Raw genomic sequence first — 20,180 nt, 5'->3', positions numbered from 1 at the left:
CGCGGGCCGTCCGGCCGACGGGACGCCTCATCCGCCGGACGGGTTGCCTCCCCGTTCCGCCCGCTCCCGGACGGGGACCGGCGTGCGCGGCGGACGGGGCCCGGGCGACCGGCGGCGGTGCCAGAAGGGGTGGGCGGGCCAGCGTTGTTCGAGGCCGTAGTAGGTGGTGCGGTTGCGCCGGTAGGCGGCGACGACTCCGGTGACGCCGGCGGTGTAGCGGCCGAGGGCGTGCGGGTCGCCGGCGAGGTGGGCGTCCACCGCGAGGCCGGCGGCGCGGCCGCTCCACAGGGCGGTGAGGATGCCCTGGGAGGACAGCGGGTCGAAGGCGGCCGCGGCGTCCCCGGCGGCCGTCCAGCCGTCACCGTGGACACGGTCGAGGCGGGCGGTGTGGGCCGGCGCGCGGACGGGCGAGGCGTGCGGCGGGAACGGGTGGGCGGCGGCGCGGGCCGCGGTCGGTCCGGTCGCGGCGAGCCGGCGCCGGAACAGGGCCGGGTCGGGGCGGGCGCCCGGCAGGTCGGCGTCGGTGAAGGCGGCGAGCAGCAGCCTCCCGCCCGGCAGCGGCGCGGTGTACCACCAGCCGTCCGGAACGGCCTCGACGAGCGTGGTGGTGTCCGCGGGGCCGTCTCCCGGGGCGAGCACGAGGTGCAGCGCGACCAGCCGGTCGCCGAGGATCCGGCGGGCGCCGTGGGGGGTGGCGACGGCGGCCCGGCGGCCGGTGGCGTCGACGACCCAGCGGCAGCGGACCTCGGTGGCGGGGTCCGCGCCGTGCAGGGCGAGCGTCCAGCCGCCGTCGGCGTGCCGCCCGGCGGGGCGCGCCGTCACCGGGCGGAGGTGCGCCCCGGCGGCCTCGGCGGCCTCGCGCAGCCGCCGGTCGAACAGCGGCCGGTCGAGGTGCCAGCCGGTCCCGTGGGGGTCGAGGATGCCGTCGACCGAGGCGGGCTCCGCCGACCCCCACACCGAGCGGTTGCCGTAGCAGGGCAGGTGCCCGTCGCCGGGGACGCTGCCGGCGGCGCCGAGGTCGCGCAGCAGCATCCGGGCGGCGGCGGGCAGCGCCTCGCCGACGGCCGGCGGCCCGCCGGGGGCGTCGGCGAGCAGGACGCCGCGCCCCCGGCCGGCCAGCGCGAGGGCGGCGGCCGCACCGGCCGGACCGCCGCCCACCACGACCACGTCGTACGCCGGTGTCACGAGCCGCCCTCGGCCGGCTCCCCGGCGTCGTGGCCGAAGGGGTCGATCTTGTCGAAGTAGCCGATGAGGACGTCCTCGCCCGACAGGCCGGTGTGCTCCAGGACCGCGCTCGCCGTCTGGGCGACCAGGACCTCCTCGGCGGCGGTCGCGGCGGGCACGTGGATGGCGACCAGGTTGCGGTTGTCGGAGACGCCTTCGAGCGGGAACCCGGGGACGGACTCGACCTGGATCCGCTCCGGGAAGCGGCCGTCGCCCACGGTGTACTTGCGGACCTCGACGATGCCGAACCTGTCCCACTCGGCGGCGGCCTGCGCCAGCTGCTCGTCGGGGGTGCCCTTCAGCCCGCGCAGCCAGGAGGCCCGTCGCGCGAACGCCGCCTCGCGGCCGTCCTCGTCGGTCTGGGTGATCTCCTTGTTGACGATCCGGAAGTCGCTCTCCTTGAGGACGTGGTTGGGCACCCGCGCGGGCCAGAAGGTCGGCAGGTACGGGTCGTAGCGCGGGCCGAGGTTGTGGACGGACTCGTAGCCGGAGCGGCAGCTGGCGGTGTCGGTCTGCCAGGGCACGGCCATCCAGCGGGTCAGGTCGCCGGGGCCGGACTGGTGCAGGGGGCCGTCGGCGCCGAGCGCCCGCGCCTGGGTGAGGTGGTCGCCGTAGTCCGGTTCGAGGGTCCCGGCGGGGCGCACCCGGATGCGCAGCGGCTCGCTGTACATCGAGCGGTAGCGGATCGGCCAGGTGACCTCGCAGCCGGGATGGAAGGCGTCGCCGAGGCAGAAGTCGAGGGCGGCGCGGTCCAGCAGGCCGGGCTGGTCGGCGACCGGCGCGTCCGGCAGGTGCTGCGGGAAGCCCGGCCAGGGCGTGGTCTCGAACGTGCCCTGCATCCAGGAGAGCAGGATCTTGTCCTGGGTCGGGGACAGCGTCAGGTACTGGAGCAGTGCGGTGGGGGCGGGCGTGCTCCGCATGCCGTCGCCGTAGATCCAGGGCCAGGGCACCGGGGAGATGCCGTCGCGCTTCGGGTCGCGCAGCGAGGTGTAGACCTGGCGGCGCAGCTCCTGGTAGGCCTCGGAGGGGTTGCCGAGCCTGGCGAGGTGGTCGGGGGCGAGGAAGTGCTCCGGTCCGCCGAAGCCGAAGTGGGTGGCGAAGCCCTTGTTCACCCACTGGAGCTCGCAGAACCGGTGCAGGATCGGCTTGACGTCCCGGTCGAAGTTGACGGTCTTGGGCGGCTCCAGCTGGCCCCCGGCGACGAAGAGGTCGTACAGCACGTCGTACAGCGTCCGCACGGTCTTGACGTCGGGCGCGTAGTTGGGCGGGGCGACCACCACCCAGGCCGGGTCCACGCGCAGCGCCTTGCCGTCGACGGTGACGGTGGCGCCGACCGGGCCGTCGGAGGTGTCGTCGCACCAGCCGTCGTTGTTGCCGTAGTTGTGGAGTCCCCCGCCCCTGGGGTTGCGGGACTTCCCGACGCCACCGAGGACGACCAGGCGGCCGGCCTCGTCGGTGTGCATCCGGCCGAGCGGGACGGGCGTGCCGAGGAAGGAGCCGCCGGTGAACTCCACGACCGTCTTGCTTCCCGCCACCAGCGTCTTGGGGCCGGGGTCGATGACCAGGGTCGCCCGGTCGGCGTCCTTGATCGTGGCGTTGCGGCGGGGCTCGGGCTTGTCCTTCATGTCGGGGATGTCCAGCGGAAGGCTGAACTCGTACCAGGCGGCCTTCTTGTTGGCCACGTGGACCGACCACTCGATCGTCACCTTCGGGTCGGCGAGGGTGAGCTCGCGCACGGCCCGGCCGTCCGCGGTGTAGCCGTAGATCCGGAAGCGGGCGGCCTGCCGCTTGATCGCGCCCTGCTCGTCCTTGTAGAAGCCGGGCTGCCCGGCGGGCGGGTCCGGGACCTCCGGCCCGTAGAACCAGCCGTCGTCGCGGGTGCTGTTGCCGACCCGGGCGATGCCGATGGCGGGGTGGATCCTGGCGTAGGCGATGTCGTCGGTCAACGGACGGTCCTCTCTGCGGCCGGGGGGCGCGAGGGTCGGCACCGCCGGAACGCCCCACTGCCCTGGTTCATCGGTAGACGAACCAGGGCAGTGGAGGGCGCACTCGGGTGAAGCGCGCGCCGCGCCGGGGCCGTCCGCGCCGCCCCTCCGCACTGCCCGTCGCAGGGGCGGCCGTCCGGGGATCAGAAGGGGATCAGAAGGTGAGGTTCCAGGCGTCGACGGTGCCGGTGTCGCCGGAGGCGCCGTCCTTGACCCGCAGCTTCCAGGTGCCGTCGGCCGGGCTCGCCGAGGCGTTCACCGTGTACGTCTTGCTGACGTCGTCGGCGCTGTCGCTGTTCGCGAAGTCCTCCAGCAGGTACACGGTGCCGTTCGGGGCGACCAGGGAGAGGACCAGGTCGCCGCGGTAGGTGTGCTTGACGGCGACGCCGACCTTGAGGGCGGTGGGGGCGTTGCCGCCGACGCCGGTGACGGCGATCGGGCTCTCCACGGTGGCGTTGTCGGTGATCGCCACGTCGGTCTGGTTCTCGAAGTACTTGCCGGTCGGCGGGGTGCCGCCGCCCACCGCCTTGAGCGCGTCGACCTGGCCCTCGCCGAAGAAGCCGTTGACGGCGGTGGTGCCGGTGCAGCGGCTGTCGGACGCGGGGCAGGCCACGTCGTTGGCCTGGGCGGCGAGCTTGGCCCGCAGGTCGGCCGGGGTGGCCGAGGGGTTGGCGCTCGCGAGCAGCGCCGCGACGCCGGTCACGTGCGGGGAGGCCATCGACGTGCCGCTCTTGGTGCCGTACCTGCCGCCGGGCAGCGTGGAGTAGACGCCGGTGGCACCGTCCCCGCCGGGCGCGGCGACGTCGATGACGCCCCGGCCGTAGTTGGAGTAGGAGGCCTTGGCGGAGCCGCTGGCCATCGCGGAGACGGTCACCACGCCCGGCAGCTCGGTCGGGATGTCCAGGCAGGCGTTGGTGATGGTCCGGGTGACCTTGGTCGAGTCGTTGGGGCTGTCGCTGTCGGTGGTCTTGTTGGCGAGGTCGTAGGTGGAGTTGCCGGCCGCGGCGACCTGCAGCGAGCCCTTGCCCTCGGCGTACTCCTGGGCGCGGCGGACGCCCTCGATGATGGCCGCCTGGTCCAGGTTGTCCGGGCAGTTGAACTGCCAGGGATCGGTGTAGTAGCTGTTGTTGGTCACCTTGAAGCCGTGGTCGCCCGCCCAGACGAAGCCGCAGACGGTGTTCTCGGCGAAGAACAGCGTGCTGCTCGGCTCGGCGATCCGGACCGAGGCGATCCGGACGCCGGGGGCCACGCCGACGACGCCCTTGCCGTTCTTCGCCGCGGCGATGGTGCCGGCGACGTGGGTGCCGTGGGTGTCGACGTCGCGCCAGGCGCCGGCGCGGGTGTCGGGCTTGCCGTAGGCGCAGGAGACCGAGTCGGCGGCGTCGAAGTTGGGCGCGAGGTCCTGGTGCTGGTCGTCGACGCCGGTGTCCAGCACGCCGACCTTGACGGTGGACGAGCCGGTGGAGACCGCCCAGGCCTGGTCGGCCTTGATCTGGGTCATGTCCCAGCGGTTGGTCTCGGTGAGGGTGGTGGCCGACTGCGCGGGATTGGCCGGCAGCGCCGGGTTGTAGGCGTCGGCCGGGACGTCCGAGGTGCGGGTGGCACCGACCTGCTGGACGCCGGGCACGGCGCGCACCGCGGCGGCGAAGGTGCCGGCGGTCGCGTGGGCGACGACGACGCCGATCGCGTCGTAACTCGCGAAGACCGTACCGCCGTTGGCGGTCACCGCGGCCTTGGCGGCGGCGACGTCGGCGGGGGCGCTGATCACCAGGTAGGCGCGGGTCCCGGCGGCCCAGGCGGCCGGGGCCTGCGGGGCGCTCGCCGCGGCCGGGGCCTGCGCGGCGGGGGCGGCCGCGACCGGGGCGGTACCGGCCGGGGCGGCGGGCGCCGCGGTGGCCAGGGTCGCGGGAGCGGCCAGGGCCGCGGCGGCGAGGAGGGCGAGCGCGGCGGTGGGGCGGCCGACTCGCCGGGATATCAGGGGTGACACGTGCGTCCTCCGATCGACCCGTGCGGGAGGGGATCACACGGGATTGAACGCAACATGCCAGAACGGCGAGCGCTTGGGGAAGGCTTTACGCATGACCCGTTGTCACAAACGTGCCAATATTTGGCTTCTTTAGATCGCTTTCTACCGATTCGATCGTGTGAATGATCGGGTTCTAGAGTGGTCGCCATGGACAGGGACGAACCGCGCTGGCTCACCGCGCCCGAACTGGAGGCCTGGAAGGCGTTCAGTGCGATGATCATCAAGCTGCCCGCCGCCTTGGACGCCCAACTGCGGGTCGACTCCGGCCTGAACCAGTTCGAATACCTCGTCCTGGCCGGCCTCTCCGACGCCCCCGGCCGCATGCTGCGCATGAGCGATCTCGCCGTCCTCGCCAACGGCTCGCTCTCCCGCCTGTCCCACGTGGTCAAGCGGCTCGAAGCGCAGGGCTACGTGCGCCGCGAGCGCTGCCCGGGCGACGGCCGCGCCACCAACGCCTTCCTCACCGAGGACGGCTTCCACAAGCTCGTGAGCAGCGCCCCCGGCCACGTGGAGCAGGTGCGCTCACTCGTCGTCGACCCCCTGGACCCGGAGCAGCTCGACCAGCTCCGCCGCATCTGCCTCCGGATGCTGCAGGCCATGGATCCCGGCCTCTCCTGGCCCCCGCCCGACTGCCGGCCCGAGGCCGGGGACGCGACGCCGGACGCGCCCTGACTCCTCGTTTCGGATCACGCCGGGCCGTCGCGGCCGGACCCCGGCGGCCGACCGCCGGGGTCCGGCGCCGTCAGGCGCGCAGGTGGGACGTCACGACCTCCAGGACGCCCGCGCGCTCGTGGGTCAGGTAGAAGTGGCCGCCCGGGAAGACGTGCAGGTCGAAGGCGGCGGTGGTGTGCCCGGCCCAGTCGCGCGCCTGCTCCACCGTCACCCGCGGGTCGGCGTCGCCGGTCAGCGCGGTGACCGGTACCGCGACGGTCTCCCCCCGCCCGGCGAGGTAGGTCTCGATCGCCGTGTAGTCCCCGCGCAGCGACGGCAGGATCAGCGCCCGCAGCTCCGGGTCGGCCAGCAGCCGCGCGTCGGTGCCGCCGAGCCGGGCCAGTTCGGCGAGCAGCCCCTCGTCGGGCAGCAGGTGGACCGCGGAGTCGCGGGGCTCGGACGGCGCCCGGCTGCCCGAGACGCACAGCCGCACCGGGCCGCTCACGCCGTCGCGCTCGAAGCGCCGCGCCACCTCGAAGGCGACCGAGGCGCCCATGCTGTGCCCGAACAGGACCAGCGGCCGGTCGGCCCACGGCCGCAGCGCCGCGTAGACGCGCTCGGCGAGTTCGGGCAGCACGTCGACGGCCGGCTCGCCGATCCGGTCCAGCCGGCCGGGGTACTGGACGGCGAGCACGTCCGCGTACGGCGAGAGCGCGGCCGACCAGTCCCGGAAGAACCCGGCCGAGCCACCGGCGTGCGGGAACATCACGACCCGGGCCGGCGCCGCGTCGAAGGGGTGGAATCGGCGGAACCAGAGACTGTCGGTGACGGCGGTGCGGCCGGACATAACGGGGGTACTCCCTCGTGGCTGACGGGTCGGCAGGGTCGTTTCCGGGCCCAGTCTCCCCGGCCGACCCGCATCCGCGTCAACCGCGCGCCGTCCGGCCTGCCCGCTCAGCCGCCCGCCGCGCCGGCGCCGAACCTCGCCTCGGCCGCCCGCGAACGGGAGGCGCCGTCCAGCAGCAGGACGGACACCGCCTCCGGAACCGGCGTCGCGGCGGCGCCGCGCGCGTGCGCGGTGAGCGCGGTGAGCAGCCGGCCGAGGCCCCGCCGGTGCCGGGCGAAGGCCCGCCGCGAGGCCCAGCGGCCGCGCGCCCGCTGACCGGCCAGGGCGGTGGCCTCGCCCACGTCGAGCAGGACGAGGTGCAGCTCCCGCCCCCGCAGGCCCGCCTCGCGGGCGAGCCAGCGGCGCATCCACGCCCGGCTGCCGCAGTCGTGCACCAGCAGCGGGCCGCCCCGGTGCACCGAGCGGCGCAGCAGCCGGAAGTGCTCCAGCCGCGCCCAGGGCCGGTAGACCGCGTAGGGCAGGCGGTCCGGCATCACGGCGGCGCAGGCCTCGTGCACCGCCCGCGGGTCGACGGTGGCGGCGTGCGGGGCGCGGGCGGACCAGCGGTGCAGCAGGGTGCTCTTGCCGCTGCCGGGCAGTCCGGAGACCACCACGACCGCGTCGGCCGGGTAGTGGACGGCGAACGGCGCGCCGTGCTCGCCGCGCAGGTCCACCAGGCCCCGCGGTTCCATCCCCGCTCCCGCCGTCGGGCCCGCACCCGGTGGGGCCGCCCCCGCCCCGTCCGCGACGGCCGACCTGTCCATGCTGCCCTCTCGTCCCGTCCGTGTCCGACCCGGAACGATAACAACCCACGCCGCCCGGCCCCCGCGCGGTTCCCCGGCACCGGACGCCGCGCGGACCCGCGTGCCCCGTGCCGCCCTCCCGGACCTCACCCGAACGAGACCCTCCGAATCCCCCCGCCGGTCCCGGCGCCCTAGGGTGGTCGCCGGTTCGTGAGAGGGAGAGGCCGTCAGTTCCCGGTGGACCCGCGCGGATCGGGTGGACCGGGTGCGGCGCGGCGGGTGGAGGGCTGGGCGTGACGGAGGCGGCGGGGGCCGGGGCGGCGACGCACACCGGGCTGGTGCCGGCGGGGCCGGCGCGCGCCCCGCTCTAGCGCACGCCGTTCGCGCTTCGACCGCCCGCGCACGCGACCGTCCGCGCGGCGGCCGCCCGCCGGAACCGCCCGTGGGCACTCGACCCACCGGGCCGGTCTGCCGATATCACCGGCGGAACTTCCTCGCGCCGTCCCCCTGGAGGCACCTTCCGTGACCTGGCTCCGCGTCCTGACCGCCCTGGGCATCCTCGCCGCGGCGGCGAGCGCCCTGCTCGTCTTCGCCCTCTGCACGGCCGCGGCCCGCGGCGACCGCGGCGACCAGGACGCCCCCGGCGGCGACCTGCGCTCGGACGCCGAGCGCTCCGGGCTGATCCGCCGCACGGGCGGCGGGAGCTGACGGGCCCCCACGCCGCCCGGGGGCACCCGGCCGGGGCTCCGCCGTCGACAGCAGGACACAAGGTGTCCTATGGTGAACAACGTGTTCGTCGACCGGTCCCCCGGCCGCCGGACACCGGTGTGCCGCCCGCCCCCGGGCCTCGCGGCACGCCGTCCACCCGGACGAAGGAGAACCCGTCATGGCCGACACCATGGCCACCGCCAAGGCGGACCTGGTCGACCTCGCGCACCGCAGGATGCGCACCGCCATCCCCGACAACGGCTGGACCATCCGCCAGAAACTCGCCCTCACCTGCCGGATCCTGTTCGACGCCGGCCACGACTCCGGACTGGCCGGGCAGATCACCGCCCGCGCCGAACGCCCCGGCACCTACTACACCCAGCGGCTCGGACTCGGCTTCGACGAGATCACCGAGGACAACCTGCTGCTGGTCGACGAGGACCTGGAGGTGCTGGAGGGCGAGGGGATGGCGAACCCCGCCAACCGCTTCCACAGCTGGGTCTACCGGGCCCGGCCCGACGTCTCGTGCATCATCCACACCCACCCGCCGCACATCTCGGCGCTCTCCATGCTGGAGACGCCCCTGGTCGTCTCGCACATGGACCTCACCCCGCTGTACGACGACTGCGCCTTCCTGGACAGCTGGCCCGGCATCCCGGTCGGCAACGAGGAGGGCGAACTGATCTCCGCCGCGCTCGGCGACAAGCGCGCCCTGCTGCTCGCCCACCACGGGATGCTGGTGGCCACCGGCGGCGTCGAGGAGTCCTGCACCCTCGCCGTGCTCTTCGAGCGGGCCGCCCGGCTCCAGTTGCTCGCCTCGGCGGCCGGCCGGATCCAGGAGATACCCGCGGCGCTCGCCCGCGAGGCCCACGACTGGACCTCCACCCCCAAGCGCAGCCAGGCCAACTTCGCCTACTACGCCCGCCGGGCCCTGCGGGCCGGCCACGGCGACGCGCTCACCGCCACCGGCGCCCGCACCGAGGGAGGTGCCTGAGATGGCCGGACGCGTCCTGGAGGGGATCATCGCCTACCCGGTGACCCCGTTCGCCCCCGGTGAGGCGGGCGGGGTCGACACCGCCGCCCTCACCGCCCTCGTCGAGCGGCTGATCGACGCCGGCTGCCACGCCGTCGCCCCGCTCGGCTCCACCGGCGAGAGCGCCTACCTGGACGATCAGGAGTGGTACACCACCGCCGAGACCGCGCTCGCCGCGGTCGCCGGCCGGGTGCCCGCCGTGGTCGGCGTCGCCGACCTCACCACGCGCAACGCCGTGCGGCGCGCCCGGTTCGCCGAACAGGCGGGCGCGGACGCGGTGATGGTGCTGCCGCAGTCCTACTGGAAGCTCGACGAACGCGAGGTGGTCCGGCACTTCACCGAGGTCGCCGACGCCGTCTCCGTCCCGGTGATGATCTACAACAACCCGGCCACCAGCGGCATCGACCTCTCCCCCGAGCTGATGGTCTCGCTGGTCCGGCGGGTGGAGAACATCACCATGGTGAAGGAGAGCAGCGGCGACGTGCAGCGGATGCACCGGCTCGCCCAGCTCACCGACGGCGAGCTGCCGTTCTACAACGGCAGCAACCCGCTCGCGCTGGAGGCCTTCGCCGCCGGCGCGGCCGGCTGGTGCACCGCCGCCCCGTGCCTGATCCCCGGTCCGGTGCTCGCGCTCCACCGCGCGGTCCGCGCCGGCGACCTGGACACCGCCCGGGACGTCTTCTACCGCCAGCTGCCCGTCCTGGAGTTCATCCTCCGCGGCGGCCTGCCCACCACCGTCAAGGCCGGCCTGGCCCTGCTCGGCCTCGACGCGGGCGCCCCGCGCCGCCCGCTGCTGCCCCTCGACGAGCCCGGCACCGCCCGCCTCGCCGAACTGCTCGCCACCACGGCCTGAGCCCCGCCCCGCGCGCCGCCCGGACTCCGAATGGGTGTCCGGGCGGCGCACTGTCTAGGCTCGTGCCTTCCGACACGAAGGGAACGGTGGGCCAGGTGGGCAGGTGGGAGCGGGCGCTGGACGCGGCGGGGGTCCGGGAGCCCGGGTTGCGGGCGGAGTACGGGCGGCAGCGCGAGCAGGTGACCCGGTACCGCCGGGAGGTCGCGGTGGCGGCCGGACTGCTGCTGCCCGAGCGCACCGTCCCGCACGTGATCGCCGCGGCCGCCTTCATGCACCGCACGGACACCCTGCTCGACAGCGGGCCGGAGGCCGGCCGCCGGGAGGCGGCCGCCCGGTGGCGGCGGGAGGTCACCGACGGCCTCGCCGACGGCCGCACCGACGACCCCGGGCTGCGGCCCCTGCTGCACAGCGCGGCGGCCCACCCCGTACTGCGCGAGCGGGTCCTGGAGTACCTCGCGGCGGCGGACGCCGACCTCGACTTCACCGGGTTCGACACCGAGGAGGACTACCAGCGCTACGTGGACGGCTACTCGCTGCCGGGCTTCATGGTCGTCGCCGCGCTGCTCGGCCCGCCCGGCGACCAGCGCGCCTACCGGGCCGCCTGCCGGACCTTCATCGACGGCAGCCAGCGGCTCGACTTCGTCAACGACCTCGCCGAGGACCTCGCGGAGGGCCGGCTGACGATCCCCGCGCGGACCCTGGAGCGGCACGGCGTGACCCGGGCCGATCTGGAGCAGGCCCGTGACCGGCCCGCCGTCCGGGCCCTGCTCGGCGAACTGCTCGACACCGCCGAGCGCACCCTGGCCGAGGGCCGCGCGGTCATCGGGCTGGCCCCGGCCGCGCACCGGCCGATGGTCCGCTGCGTCGTCGAGGTGGAGACGCTCACCAGTGCCGCCGCGCGCGCCGACCTCGGCGCGCTCCTGCACCGCTCCGCGAGCCCCGCCAAGCCCGCCGCGCTGCGGCTGCTGGCCCGCGAGTACCTGCGGGCCCGCCGCCACCGCCGCTGAGGACGGGGCGGCGGTCGAGGGCGGGCGGCGTCAGGGCAGGGTCGGGACGCGCTCGCCGGGGCCGGCCGGGTCGTCGTGGATCACCACGAGGATCGCGGCCGGCCGCTCCCCGGTGGAGCGGCAGCGGTGCGGCAGGGCGGCGTTGAAGTAGACGCTGTCGCCCGGCGCGAGCGCGACGGTCCGCTCCGGGAACTCCAGTTCGGCGGTGCCCTCGTGGACGAAGAGGAACTCCTCGCCCGCGTGGGACTTGAACGGCGCCCCGGCGGGCTCCAGGGGCGGGTGCATCATGAAGGGCACCATCTGCTTGCCGGCCAGCCCGGTGGCGATGCCCTCGTAGCGCGTGCTCCCCGGGCCGGTCCCCGCGGCCATCGGGGTCCGCTCACCGGCCCGCACCACGGTGACCAGCTCGGGCTCGACCTCGTCCGAGAAGAGCCGCCCCACGTCCACGTTCAGGGCGTGGGCGAGCTTGAGCGCGGTGGAGATCGACGGGTCGCTCAGGCCGCGCTCCACCTTGGAGAGGTAGCTCTTGGTGACGCCGACCTGCGCCGCCAACGCCTCCAGGCTGAGCCGGTTCTGCTTCCTCAGCACCCTCACCCGGCTGCTCATCGGCCGTCCTCACCACCTGTCGCCACCGCGGAACGTTGCGGTCCAGTATTCCAGCACCGGAGCGGGCCGCCGTCAGTGCCCTTCGAGATCGTCGGGGCGCACCGCGATGTGGTCGGGGGCGAGTTCGACGGCGACGCGGTGCTCCATGCCGAGGGCCTCCAGGAACTTGGCCGGCAGCTGGACGCGGCCGGTGCGGTCCAGCATCACGTACTCGGTCTCGTTCACCGACTCCTCGCCGTGCTCGTCGGTGAGGGTGCGGCGGAGCACCTCGCTGCTGGTGCGGCCGTCGCGGATGGCCACGGTGCGGCGGACCTCGCCGGCCACCATCGGGTCGTGGGTGACGATGACGACGGTGGCGCCGAGGTCGCGGTTGACGGTGCGGAAGGCCTCGAAGATGCTCGCCCCGGTCTCCGAGTCCAGCTCGCCGGTGGGCTCGTCGGCGAGCAGCACCGGCGGGTTGTTGGCCATGGCGACCGCGATCGCGACCCGCTGCTGCTGGCCGCCGGACATCTCGCTCGGCCGGCGGCGGGCGAGTTCGCCGATCTCCAGGGCCTCCAGCAGCTCGGCGACCCGGGCGGCCTGCCGGCGCCCGCCGCCGCTGGTCCGCCGGCCGCCGCGCAGCTGCATCGGCAGCGCGACGTTCTCGGCGGCGGTGAGGAAGGGCAGCAGGTTGCGGGCGGTCTGCTGCCAGATGAAGCCCACCACCTCACGGCGGTAGCGCAGCCGCTCGCGGGGCGACATCTCCAGCAGGTCGCAGCCGGCCACGGTCGCGGTGCCGGCGGTCGGCACGTCCAGTCCGGCGAGGATGGTCAGCAGGGTGGACTTGCCGCTGCCGGAGGCGCCGACCAGGGCCACCAGGTCACCCTGGCGGATGGTCAGTTCGAGGCCCTGCAGGGCCTGCACCTCGACGCCCTGGGCGCTGAAGATGCGCACTAGCCGGTCGCAGACGATGGCGGCGTCCGCGCCGTGGGCGCTCCTGGGCCCGGCCGCGGCGGCGCGCGCCCGCTCCTGGAGTTCCTGGAAGGTGGGGACCGGGGCGGTCTGCTGGTCCTGGGCGCTGCCGTTCACCGCGGCTCTCCTCTCGTCGGAGCTGGTGTGGTGGTGGTGTCGGATTCGGCCGGGCGCGGGGGCGTCATCGCTGGTCCCCCGCCCGTAGTTCGGTGGCGATCTGGCGCCGGCCGGCGATCAGCGCCTCGGCGACGACGCCGGCCGCGACCAGGGCGGCGAGGCCGGCGGTCTGCAGCGCGACCGGTGGCACGTCGACCGGCAGGCCGCGCGCGATCTGCGCGCCGACCAGGATCGACAGGTCGAAGGACGGGCCGAGCAGGGCGACCGCGGCGAGCGCGACGAGGCCGCCGCCGACCGCCGCGACCAGGGTCTGCGGCAGGGTCTCGACCAGGATGAGGGCCAGGCCCTGCCGGGGGCGCAGGCCCATGGTGCGCAGCCGGGCGAGCAGGGCGGTGCGTTCGGGGGCGGCGCGGACCAGGGTGAGCAGGACGGCGAGCAGGGCGAGCGCGCCGGAGCCGAGGACGGCGGCCCAGAACAGCCGGGCGGCGGAGTCCTGGAGGGGGTCGTCGGCGAGTTCGGTGACGACGGCCGCGCTGGTGCGCACGGTGTAGCCGGTCGGCAGGGCGTCCCCCTGGGCCCCGGACCCGGCGATCGTGGCGCGGGTGGCGCGTTCGGCGTCGCTGGCGATGCGTTCGCGCACCAGGCTCCGCAGGGCGTCCTGGTCGACGGAGCCGGTGGCCAGCCAGAGGTTGGCGCGGCCGAGTTCGGGGGCGACGGCGACGGCCGGGGCGGCCGGCAGGACGACGAACAGGCGGTCCTCGCCCTGGAGGGCGGGGGTGGCGTCGACGGTGCCGGCGGTGGCGGTGAGCAGTTCGCCGCCGTTCGGCAGGCGCAGGCGGTGGGTGTCTCCATTGCCGAGCTGCTTGGCGAGCGCGGCGGAGACCAGGACGGGCACGGGGGTGTCCGGTCCGCCGGTGCCGCCGGCCAGCAGCGCGGGGTCGAAGGCGCCGCGGCCGAGCGAGCGGGAGATCTCGGCGTAGGAGGCGGGGTCGGCGACGACGGCGAACACCCGGGTGGTGCCGTTGGCGCCGAGCACGAACACCTCGGTGTCGGCCCAGACCGGGGCGGAGGCCCGGATACCGGGCAGCGCGGCGGCGGCCTCGGCGAAGGCGGGCGGGATGGTGACGCCGACCGGGACGACCACGGAGGCGTCGCCGCCGACGCTCAGCCGGGCCGCGCGGGTGCGCCCGGTGTCGACGGCGCCCAGGACGGTGGCGCCGAAGCCGGCGGTGGTGACGGCGAGCAGCAGCGCGAGCAGCGGCAGCACGGAGGACCCCCTGCGTTCGCCGGTGCCGCGGGCGGCGCGGGTCAGGCCGAGGAACCCGACGGCGCCCGGGCGCCGCGCGGCGACCCGGGTGAGCGCGCCGACCAGCAGCGGCTGGAGGCGGGCGAGCAGGAGTCCCCCGGTGAGGGCGAGCAGCAGCGGGGCGACGACCAGCAGCGGGTCGGCGCCCTCGCCGCCGGTGGCGACGCCGCGCCGGCGGACCTCCGCCACGGCGGCGACGGTCAGGGCCAGGACGGCGAGTTCGCCGACCAGACGGCGCCGGCCCACGCCGGGCCGGGGGCGGGACCAGAGCCGGGCGGCGCGCAGCGGGACGGCGAGCAGGGTGAACAGGGTGACGGCCGTGGCGGCGAGCAGGGCGCTGCCCCAGCGCGGGGTGGGCAGCAGCCACAGGGCGAGCGCGGTCGCGAGGGCGGAGGCCGGCAGGACGGTCACCGCGCCCTCGCCGAGCAGCCGCAGCAGGACGCCGGAGCGCGAGCCGCCGCGGGCCTGGAGCAGCCGCAGTTCGGCGGCGCGCCGGTCACCGGTGAGCGCGGCGGCCAGACAGAGCACGACCACCCCGACGCCGGCGAGGCCGGCCGGGCCGATCGCGGCGAGCGGCGCGGCGGCCTCCTGCCGCTCGCCGGCCTGGCGGAACAGCGTGGGCAGCGGGGAGGTGATGTGCAGGCCGGGGCGCTGGGTGGCGTTCGCCAGCGCGTTGGCGGTGTGTCCGGTGAGGTAGGAGGCGACCTCCCGGTCGGTCTCGGCGAGCCGGTCGGCCCGCAGGGCGTCGATGTCGACGGGCAGCCGCCAGAAGTCCTGCGCGCCGGTCTGCCAGGTCCGCACCCGTTCGAGGGCGGAGCCGTCGACGAGTCCGGCGGTGCGCCAGTAGGCGGCGGGCTCCTTGCCGGTGGTGTAGTTGAGGCAGGCCCGGCTGAGGCAGGACAGGTCGCTCCAGTAGGGGTCGCTCTGGTCGGCGACGTCGACGATGCCGACCACCAGGGCCCGGGGCGCCTCGTCGTCGCTGGTGGCCGAGGAGGTCTCCAGGATGTCGCCGAGGTGGATGCGGACGGTCTCGGCGACGTCGCGGCTGATCGCGATCTGGACCGGCTGGTCCGGCGAGGGGGCGCCCGGCCAGCTGCCCTCGGCGAGCGTCACGTGGTCACGCAGGCCCTGCAGGTAGAACAGGTCCATCACCGGGTCGGCCTTTTCGGGCCTGGCCAGGCCCGGGTTGGTGAGGGAGCGCGGCTTGCCGGTGCGGCTGCCGTAGACCGGTCCGCCGGGCGCGACGCGGAAGGTGTCGCCGGTGTGCGCGGTGAGCAGGGCGGCGGCCTCGTCGAGGCCCTTGGCGTCCCCGCGCAGGTCGGCGGTGGCGAAGATGCTGGTGGCCGCCGGGCCCCGGTCGCGGAGGAACTCGCGCAGGCCCTGGTCGGCGGTGCGGTCCAGCAGGCGCGGGAAGGCCGCCGCGAGGAAGACGGTGCCGAACGCGAGCACGGCGGTGAGCAGCGCGGCGAGCGGGGTCGCGCGCAGCCGGGTGCGCACCCACGCCGCGGGGCGGTGGGCGCTCTCCGGTCCGGCGTCGGCGGGCCGGGGGGCCTCGGATCCGGCCGGGCTGGTCACATCTCCTCCAGGTGCCGCAGGCGTTGGGCCACGTCGCGCCGGCGGCGTCCGCCGAGCAGGGCCGAGAGCAGGGGGACGGCGGCGATCGCGGCGGCCAGCAGCACGGCGGTGCCGAGCGGCAGGTCGACAACGGCGTCCGGGACGGGGCGGCGGGCCGTCGGGGTGAGCACCACGAGCGGCACGATCAGCCGCACGATCAGAGCGCCGAGGGCGAGGCCGACGACCGTGCCGAGGCCGACCAGGACGGCCTGCTCGGCGGTGGCCGTGCGGATCAGGCGGCGCCTGGGGGCGCCGAGGGCCAGCAGCAGCGCGGAGTCGCGGGAGCGCTCGCCCGCGGCGGCCGCCGAGGCGGCGCCGAAGCCGATCGCGGCGAGCACCGTGGTGACGAGGGCGATGGCGGCGAGCGCGTTCTGCGGGGCCGCGCTCAGCGGGTCGCCGAGCAGATCGGCGGCGACCTCGTCGCGGAGCTGGAGCCCGGGTGCGCTGGGGGCCGCGCGCAGGGCGGCGGCCGCCTGGGCGGGGGCCTGGTCGTCCGGGCCGGCGGCGGGCAGCCACCACTCGGTGGGGATGGGGGTCTCCCGGCCGGTGGCGGCGAGCGCCCGGCCGACGGTGCCCAGGTCGACCAGCAGGGCGGTGCCGCCCGCGACGGGCAGCGACTCGACCTCGCCGGTGATCCGCACCTGCACGGTGGCGAGGCCGAACGGCACCCGCAGGGTCGAGCCGACGCCGGAGCCGGTGGCGGCCAGGTAGCCGCGGGTGGCGACGCCGGTGATCTCGGTCGGCGGCTTGGCGCCGGCCGGGGTGATGGCGGCGCGCTGCGTGCCGCGGTTGCCGGTGACGGACCAGTAGCGCGCGCTCAGCAGCGGCCGGTCGCCGGCCCCGCCGGGGAGGATCTCCACGTGGGCGTCGTGGTCGGTGCCGTCGCCGGTGGTGGCCCAGTCGAAGCCGGCGGGGACGGTGGCCGGCACGGCGGGGGACGTCGCGTCGTCGGCGGCGGCGAGCCGGCGGACGGTCAGCGTGCCGCCGTCGGTGGGGCCGAAGGAGAGGGTCACGCCGACGACGGTCAGCGGCGCGGACACCGAGCTGCGTCCGCCGTCGGTGAGCCCGGCGAGGTTCGCGGTGGCCCGGCCCTCGCCGGAGGCGGGGATGCCGTTGAGCGGGACGACGAAGGAGATGTCGTGGCGGTCGCGCAGCAGCAGCCAGACGTCCGGGGCCCTGACCGGCGGCGGCAGGGCCTCGCCGGGGGACGGCCGCCGCGCGTCCGGCGTGAAGGTGACCTCGGCCTCGATGCGCTGCGGACGGCCGGGCAGCGGGATTCCGGCCGCGGCGCCGGTGGGCGCGTTCTCGGCGAGCGGGGCGAACAGCCGCTTCGGGTCCTGTCCGTCGAGCAGGTCGGAGCGGACCGGGACGCGCTCGGCGAAGGCGGCGGCGTCCAGGGCGAGGATCTGTCCGTGGCCGTTGTCGGGCAGTGACTGCTCCTGGCGGCTGACGGGGATGATCCGGTCGCCGCCGGGCAGGGCGGCGAACCGGCTGCCCTGGCCGAGCGGGTCGGTGTGGATGCTGTGGATGCGCAGGCCGCCGGCGGTGGCGAAGGAGGCCTGGTCCTGCTGGGAGGTGTTCCAGGTGTCGTGCTGGCCGAGGGCGAGGACGCCGGTGGAGACGCCGAGCACCAGCAGCAGGACCGGTCCGCCCGCCTGGCCGGGGCGGCGGGCGAGCTGCCAGCCGACCAGGGCGGGCCCGAGACCGCGGCCCCGGGCGGCGATCCGGGCGCCGAGGCGCGCGGCGAGCGGCAGCAGGCGCAGCGCGAGCAGGGTGCCGGCGCCGAGGGCGAGGGTGGGGGTGGCGACCAGGACCGGGTCCAGCCCGAGGCGGCCGTCGGCGTCCGGCGACAGCCCGCCGCTGTACTGGGAGAGCTGCTGGTAGGCGAGGACGGCCAGGGCGAGCAGGGCGAGGTCGGCGCCGGAACGGGCGGCGCCCGCGGCCAGGGCCTGGCGGTTGCCGGCCCGGCGCAGCACGGCGGCGCCGGCGCCGCGCAGCAGGGCGGGCACGGCGGCGAGCAGGACGCAGCCGAGGGCGCAGGCGACGGCGACCGGCCACAGGGTCCAGCGCAGCGAGGTGTCCAGCGGCACGTGGCGCAGCGGGCCGAAGCCGCCGAGGACGCTCAGCAGCGGCGGGGTGAGCAGCGGGGCGAGCAGGGCGGCGGGCAGCGCGAGCAGCAGGGCCTCGGTGGCGCTGAAGGCGCCGAGGCGCAGGCCGGAGGCGCCGCGGGCGGCGAGCAGGGCGTTCTCGGCCTGCTGGCGGGTGGCGATGAGGTGGACGACGAGCAGCAGGGCGGCGGCGGCCAGCACGATCAGCTGGAGGGCGCCGATGAGCAGGGTGGAGCGGGCGACCATGGCGCTGGAGTCCAGCTCGCGCAGCAGGTCGGCGAGGTCGGTGCGGGCGATCAGCCCGCCGTTCTTGTTGAGGTCGTCGCCGGCCGGGGTGATCCGGCCGCGCAGGGCGTCCACGGCGGAGGCGCCGGCGCCGGTGAAGTCGGCGTCGAGCAGCCAGCTGCGGCCGTTCTGCGGGATGCCGGCGGCGGTGAAGGCGGTGTCGTCGACGAGCAGCGGGCCGTAGGTGGTGAATCCGCCGACCAGGACCTCGCGGCCCTGCAGCGGGTCGAGCCGCCAGTAGAGGTCGGCGGGGTCGGTGGCGCGGTAGACGCCGGTGATCCGGACGGTGAGCGGGGCGCCGCCGTAGCGGTCGGTGAGCCGGACCTCGGCGGGGAGGGCGTCGGCGGTGAGGCCGAGGCGGGTGAGCGCGGCCTGCGGGGCGGCGGCCTGGACGGGGCCGGGGGTGCCGGAGGCGGCGGGGACGGGCCAGTTGCCGGCGAGCAGCTGGGTGTACTGGCGGTCGAGGGCGGCGAGGAGGGTGAGGTCGTCGTCCTTGGCCGGGCCGGGCTGAGTGCCGGACTGGGCTCCGGGCTGGGCTCCGGGCTGGTTGCCGGCCGCCGGGGCGGGGCTCGCGGGGGCGCCGGAGGACTGGGGGGCAGCGGGTGTGCCCGCCGGCTTGCCCGTCGGGGCAGCCCCCGGGGCGCCCGGCAGGCCGTAGGAGCGGCTGCGGGACAGGCCGCGGGTCTCGGTCGGCAGGTCGCCGAAGAGGGCGCGGGCGTAGTCGCCCACCGCCGCGTCGTCCTTGGCCCGCTGGCCCAGCCCGTGCTCCGAGTTGACCACCACGGTGGTCCTCGGGTGGCCCCGGCCCTGGAGGGCTTGGCGCTGTCCGACCTCGCCGACGGTGCGCTGGAAGGCGACCAGCGCCGTGAGCACCGCCGTCGTGATCAGTACGGTGAGCAGCGCTGCGGCGGCCAGGGGCAGTCGCCCGCGCAGACGGCGCACGACGAAGCCGAGCATCCCGTTCCTCCCCCGGTCCTCCTGGTGTCCGCGCCGCGTCGCCCGTACCGGGCGCACGCCTCCCTGCGCGGCTGGGCGCCCGTGGTGGCGCCGCATGATGATCACCGGCGCTTGATCACCGGATAGCGGACGATGCTGTCAGATCCGGTCAAGGAAAGGAAGGGACTTGCGCGAAGGATGAAAGTAGTGAACAAATGCTCCGAACCACTGCCGGACCATGCCTGACGGCACGTCAGACGTGGTCGCGCCAAGCCATGAACACTTCAATGGAATACCCAGGGGGGACGCCGAATGACGCAGCACCCGGCCGCCACCGTGACCGCTCCCATGGTGGCCGTCACCGACGTCCACCGCAGCTTCGGGACCGGCGAACGGGCCGTGCACGCCCTGCGCGGCGTCTCCTTCACCATCGGCCGGGGCGAGCTCACCGCCCTCAAGGGCCGGTCCGGCTCCGGCAAGACCACCCTGCTCAACCTGGTCGGCGGCCTGGACAGCCCGACCGGCGGCACCATCACCCTGGACGGCACCGACCTCGGCGGCCTGGACGAGGACGGCCGGCTGGCCCTGCGCCGGGACCGGCTGGGCTTCGTCTTCCAGTCCTTCGGTCTGCTCCCGGTGCTCACCGCCGCCGAGAACGTCGGTGTCCCGATGCGGCTGCGCAAGGTGCCGGCCGCCCAGCGCGAGGAGCGCGCCCGGACGCTGCTGGCGCTGGTCGGACTGGCCGACCACGCCAACCAGCGCCCCGGCGAGCTGTCCGGCGGCCAGCAGCAGCGGGTGGCCATCGCCCGGGCGCTGGCCAACGAGCCGGACCTGATCATCGCCGACGAGCCGACCGGCCAGCTGGACTCGGAGACCGGCCGGTCGATCATGGAGCTGCTGCGCGCGGTGGTGCGCAGCGAGGGCGTCACCGTGCTGGTCGCCACGCACGACCCGAACCTCATGGAGCTCGCGGACCGGGTGGTCGAGCTGCGCGACGGGCGGATCGTCGAGGAGGCCGCCGCCGAGGAGGCCGCCGCCGGGTGACGGCGCCGTCGGGGCCCTCGCCCGCGCCCCCGCCCAGCCGGCCCGGCGAGCGCGAGCAGGAGACCAGCAGGGTGTCGACAACCGGTCGGCAGCGCGT

The 20,180-nt window shown here is 75.9% G+C and carries 15 protein-coding genes; 6 read left to right on the top strand and 9 right to left on the bottom strand.

Features of this window, described 5'->3' with window-relative positions; translation table 11 throughout:
• Positions 1 to 27: 27 nt before the first annotated feature.
• The 3 genes from ABT238_RS07305 to ABT238_RS07295 all read right to left on the bottom strand — a co-directional run bounded on the left by ABT238_RS07305 (position 28) and on the right by ABT238_RS07295 (position 5,187).
• Positions 28 to 1,185: a tryptophan 7-halogenase gene (locus ABT238_RS07305; protein ID WP_350755959.1), complete on the bottom strand. Its 1,158-nt coding sequence runs from the start codon at positions 1,183 to 1,185 to the stop codon at positions 28 to 30.
• Entirely contained in the window at positions 1,182 to 3,170 is a 1,989-nt protein-coding gene (locus ABT238_RS07300; RefSeq protein WP_350755956.1) for a LodA/GoxA family CTQ-dependent oxidase, read from the bottom strand. The genes ABT238_RS07305 and ABT238_RS07300 overlap by 4 nt, the downstream gene beginning before the upstream one ends.
• Positions 3,171 to 3,363: 193 nt before the next feature.
• Complete coding sequence (locus ABT238_RS07295) at positions 3,364 to 5,187, bottom strand: S8 family peptidase (protein ID WP_502884112.1); 1,824 nt, start codon at positions 5,185 to 5,187, stop codon at positions 3,364 to 3,366.
• Positions 5,188 to 5,382: 195 nt separating this feature from the next.
• Between ABT238_RS07295 and ABT238_RS07290 the strand changes: the two genes are divergently transcribed.
• A complete protein-coding gene (locus ABT238_RS07290; RefSeq protein WP_350559562.1) occupies positions 5,383 to 5,907 on the top strand; it encodes a MarR family winged helix-turn-helix transcriptional regulator in 525 nt (174 codons plus the stop codon).
• A 70-nt stretch (positions 5,908 to 5,977) separates the two neighbouring features.
• Here ABT238_RS07290 and ABT238_RS07285 read toward each other — a convergent pair whose 3' ends face one another.
• Both ABT238_RS07285 and ABT238_RS07280 read right to left on the bottom strand, forming a co-directional pair.
• The gene (locus tag ABT238_RS07285; protein WP_350755954.1) at positions 5,978 to 6,733 is read right to left on the bottom strand and encodes a thioesterase II family protein; all 756 of its coding nucleotides are present in this window, start codon (positions 6,731 to 6,733) and stop codon (positions 5,978 to 5,980) included.
• A 107-nt stretch (positions 6,734 to 6,840) separates the two neighbouring features.
• Complete coding sequence (locus ABT238_RS07280) at positions 6,841 to 7,464, bottom strand: AAA family ATPase (RefSeq protein WP_350559556.1); 624 nt, start codon at positions 7,462 to 7,464, stop codon at positions 6,841 to 6,843.
• 573 nt (positions 7,465 to 8,037) lie between these two features.
• Here ABT238_RS07280 and ABT238_RS07275 point away from each other — a divergent pair.
• The 4 genes from ABT238_RS07275 to ABT238_RS07260 all read left to right on the top strand — a co-directional run bounded on the left by ABT238_RS07275 (position 8,038) and on the right by ABT238_RS07260 (position 11,116).
• Positions 8,038 to 8,223, top strand: a complete 186-nt coding sequence (locus tag ABT238_RS07275) for a hypothetical protein (RefSeq protein ID WP_350559553.1) — start codon at positions 8,038 to 8,040, stop codon at positions 8,221 to 8,223.
• Positions 8,224 to 8,401: 178 nt separating this feature from the next.
• Positions 8,402 to 9,217, top strand: a complete 816-nt coding sequence (locus ABT238_RS07270; RefSeq protein ID WP_350559550.1) for an aldolase — start codon at positions 8,402 to 8,404, stop codon at positions 9,215 to 9,217.
• Position 9,218: 1 nt separating this feature from the next.
• Entirely contained in the window at positions 9,219 to 10,109 is an 891-nt protein-coding gene (locus ABT238_RS07265) for a dihydrodipicolinate synthase family protein (protein ID WP_350559547.1), read from the top strand.
• Between the two features lie 95 nt (positions 10,110 to 10,204).
• Positions 10,205 to 11,116 (top strand): phytoene/squalene synthase family protein, encoded by a 912-nt coding sequence (locus ABT238_RS07260; RefSeq protein WP_350755952.1) that lies wholly within the window; start codon positions 10,205 to 10,207, stop codon positions 11,114 to 11,116.
• Between the two features lie 30 nt (positions 11,117 to 11,146).
• Here ABT238_RS07260 and ABT238_RS07255 read toward each other — a convergent pair whose 3' ends face one another.
• The 4 genes from ABT238_RS07255 to ABT238_RS07240 all read right to left on the bottom strand — a co-directional run bounded on the left by ABT238_RS07255 (position 11,147) and on the right by ABT238_RS07240 (position 19,060).
• Positions 11,147 to 11,722 (bottom strand): helix-turn-helix domain-containing protein, encoded by a 576-nt coding sequence (locus tag ABT238_RS07255; protein WP_350559541.1) that lies wholly within the window; start codon positions 11,720 to 11,722, stop codon positions 11,147 to 11,149.
• 72 nt (positions 11,723 to 11,794) lie between these two features.
• Positions 11,795 to 12,790 (bottom strand): ABC transporter ATP-binding protein, encoded by a 996-nt coding sequence (locus tag ABT238_RS07250; RefSeq protein WP_350559538.1) that lies wholly within the window; start codon positions 12,788 to 12,790, stop codon positions 11,795 to 11,797.
• Between the two features lie 64 nt (positions 12,791 to 12,854).
• On the bottom strand, positions 12,855 to 15,671 hold the full coding sequence (locus ABT238_RS07245) for an FtsX-like permease family protein (RefSeq protein ID WP_350559535.1): 2,817 nt from the start codon (positions 15,669 to 15,671) through the stop codon (positions 12,855 to 12,857).
• Positions 15,668 to 19,060: an FtsX-like permease family protein gene (locus ABT238_RS07240; RefSeq protein ID WP_350755950.1), complete on the bottom strand. Its 3,393-nt coding sequence runs from the start codon at positions 19,058 to 19,060 to the stop codon at positions 15,668 to 15,670. Before ABT238_RS07240 ends, ABT238_RS07245 begins: the two co-directional genes overlap by 4 nt.
• Before the next feature lie 291 nt (positions 19,061 to 19,351).
• Between ABT238_RS07240 and ABT238_RS07235 the strand changes: the two genes are divergently transcribed.
• Positions 19,352 to 20,083: an ABC transporter ATP-binding protein gene (locus tag ABT238_RS07235; RefSeq protein ID WP_350559529.1), complete on the top strand. Its 732-nt coding sequence runs from the start codon at positions 19,352 to 19,354 to the stop codon at positions 20,081 to 20,083.
• Positions 20,084 to 20,180: the final 97 nt, after the last annotated feature.

This window comes from Kitasatospora sp. NPDC001527 (assembly GCF_040298605.1).
In the GTDB taxonomy this organism is placed as follows: domain Bacteria; phylum Actinomycetota; class Actinomycetes; order Streptomycetales; family Streptomycetaceae; genus Kitasatospora.
Note: the sequence above shows the minus strand (reverse complement) of the source record. Positions and strands in the feature narration are given on the sequence as shown.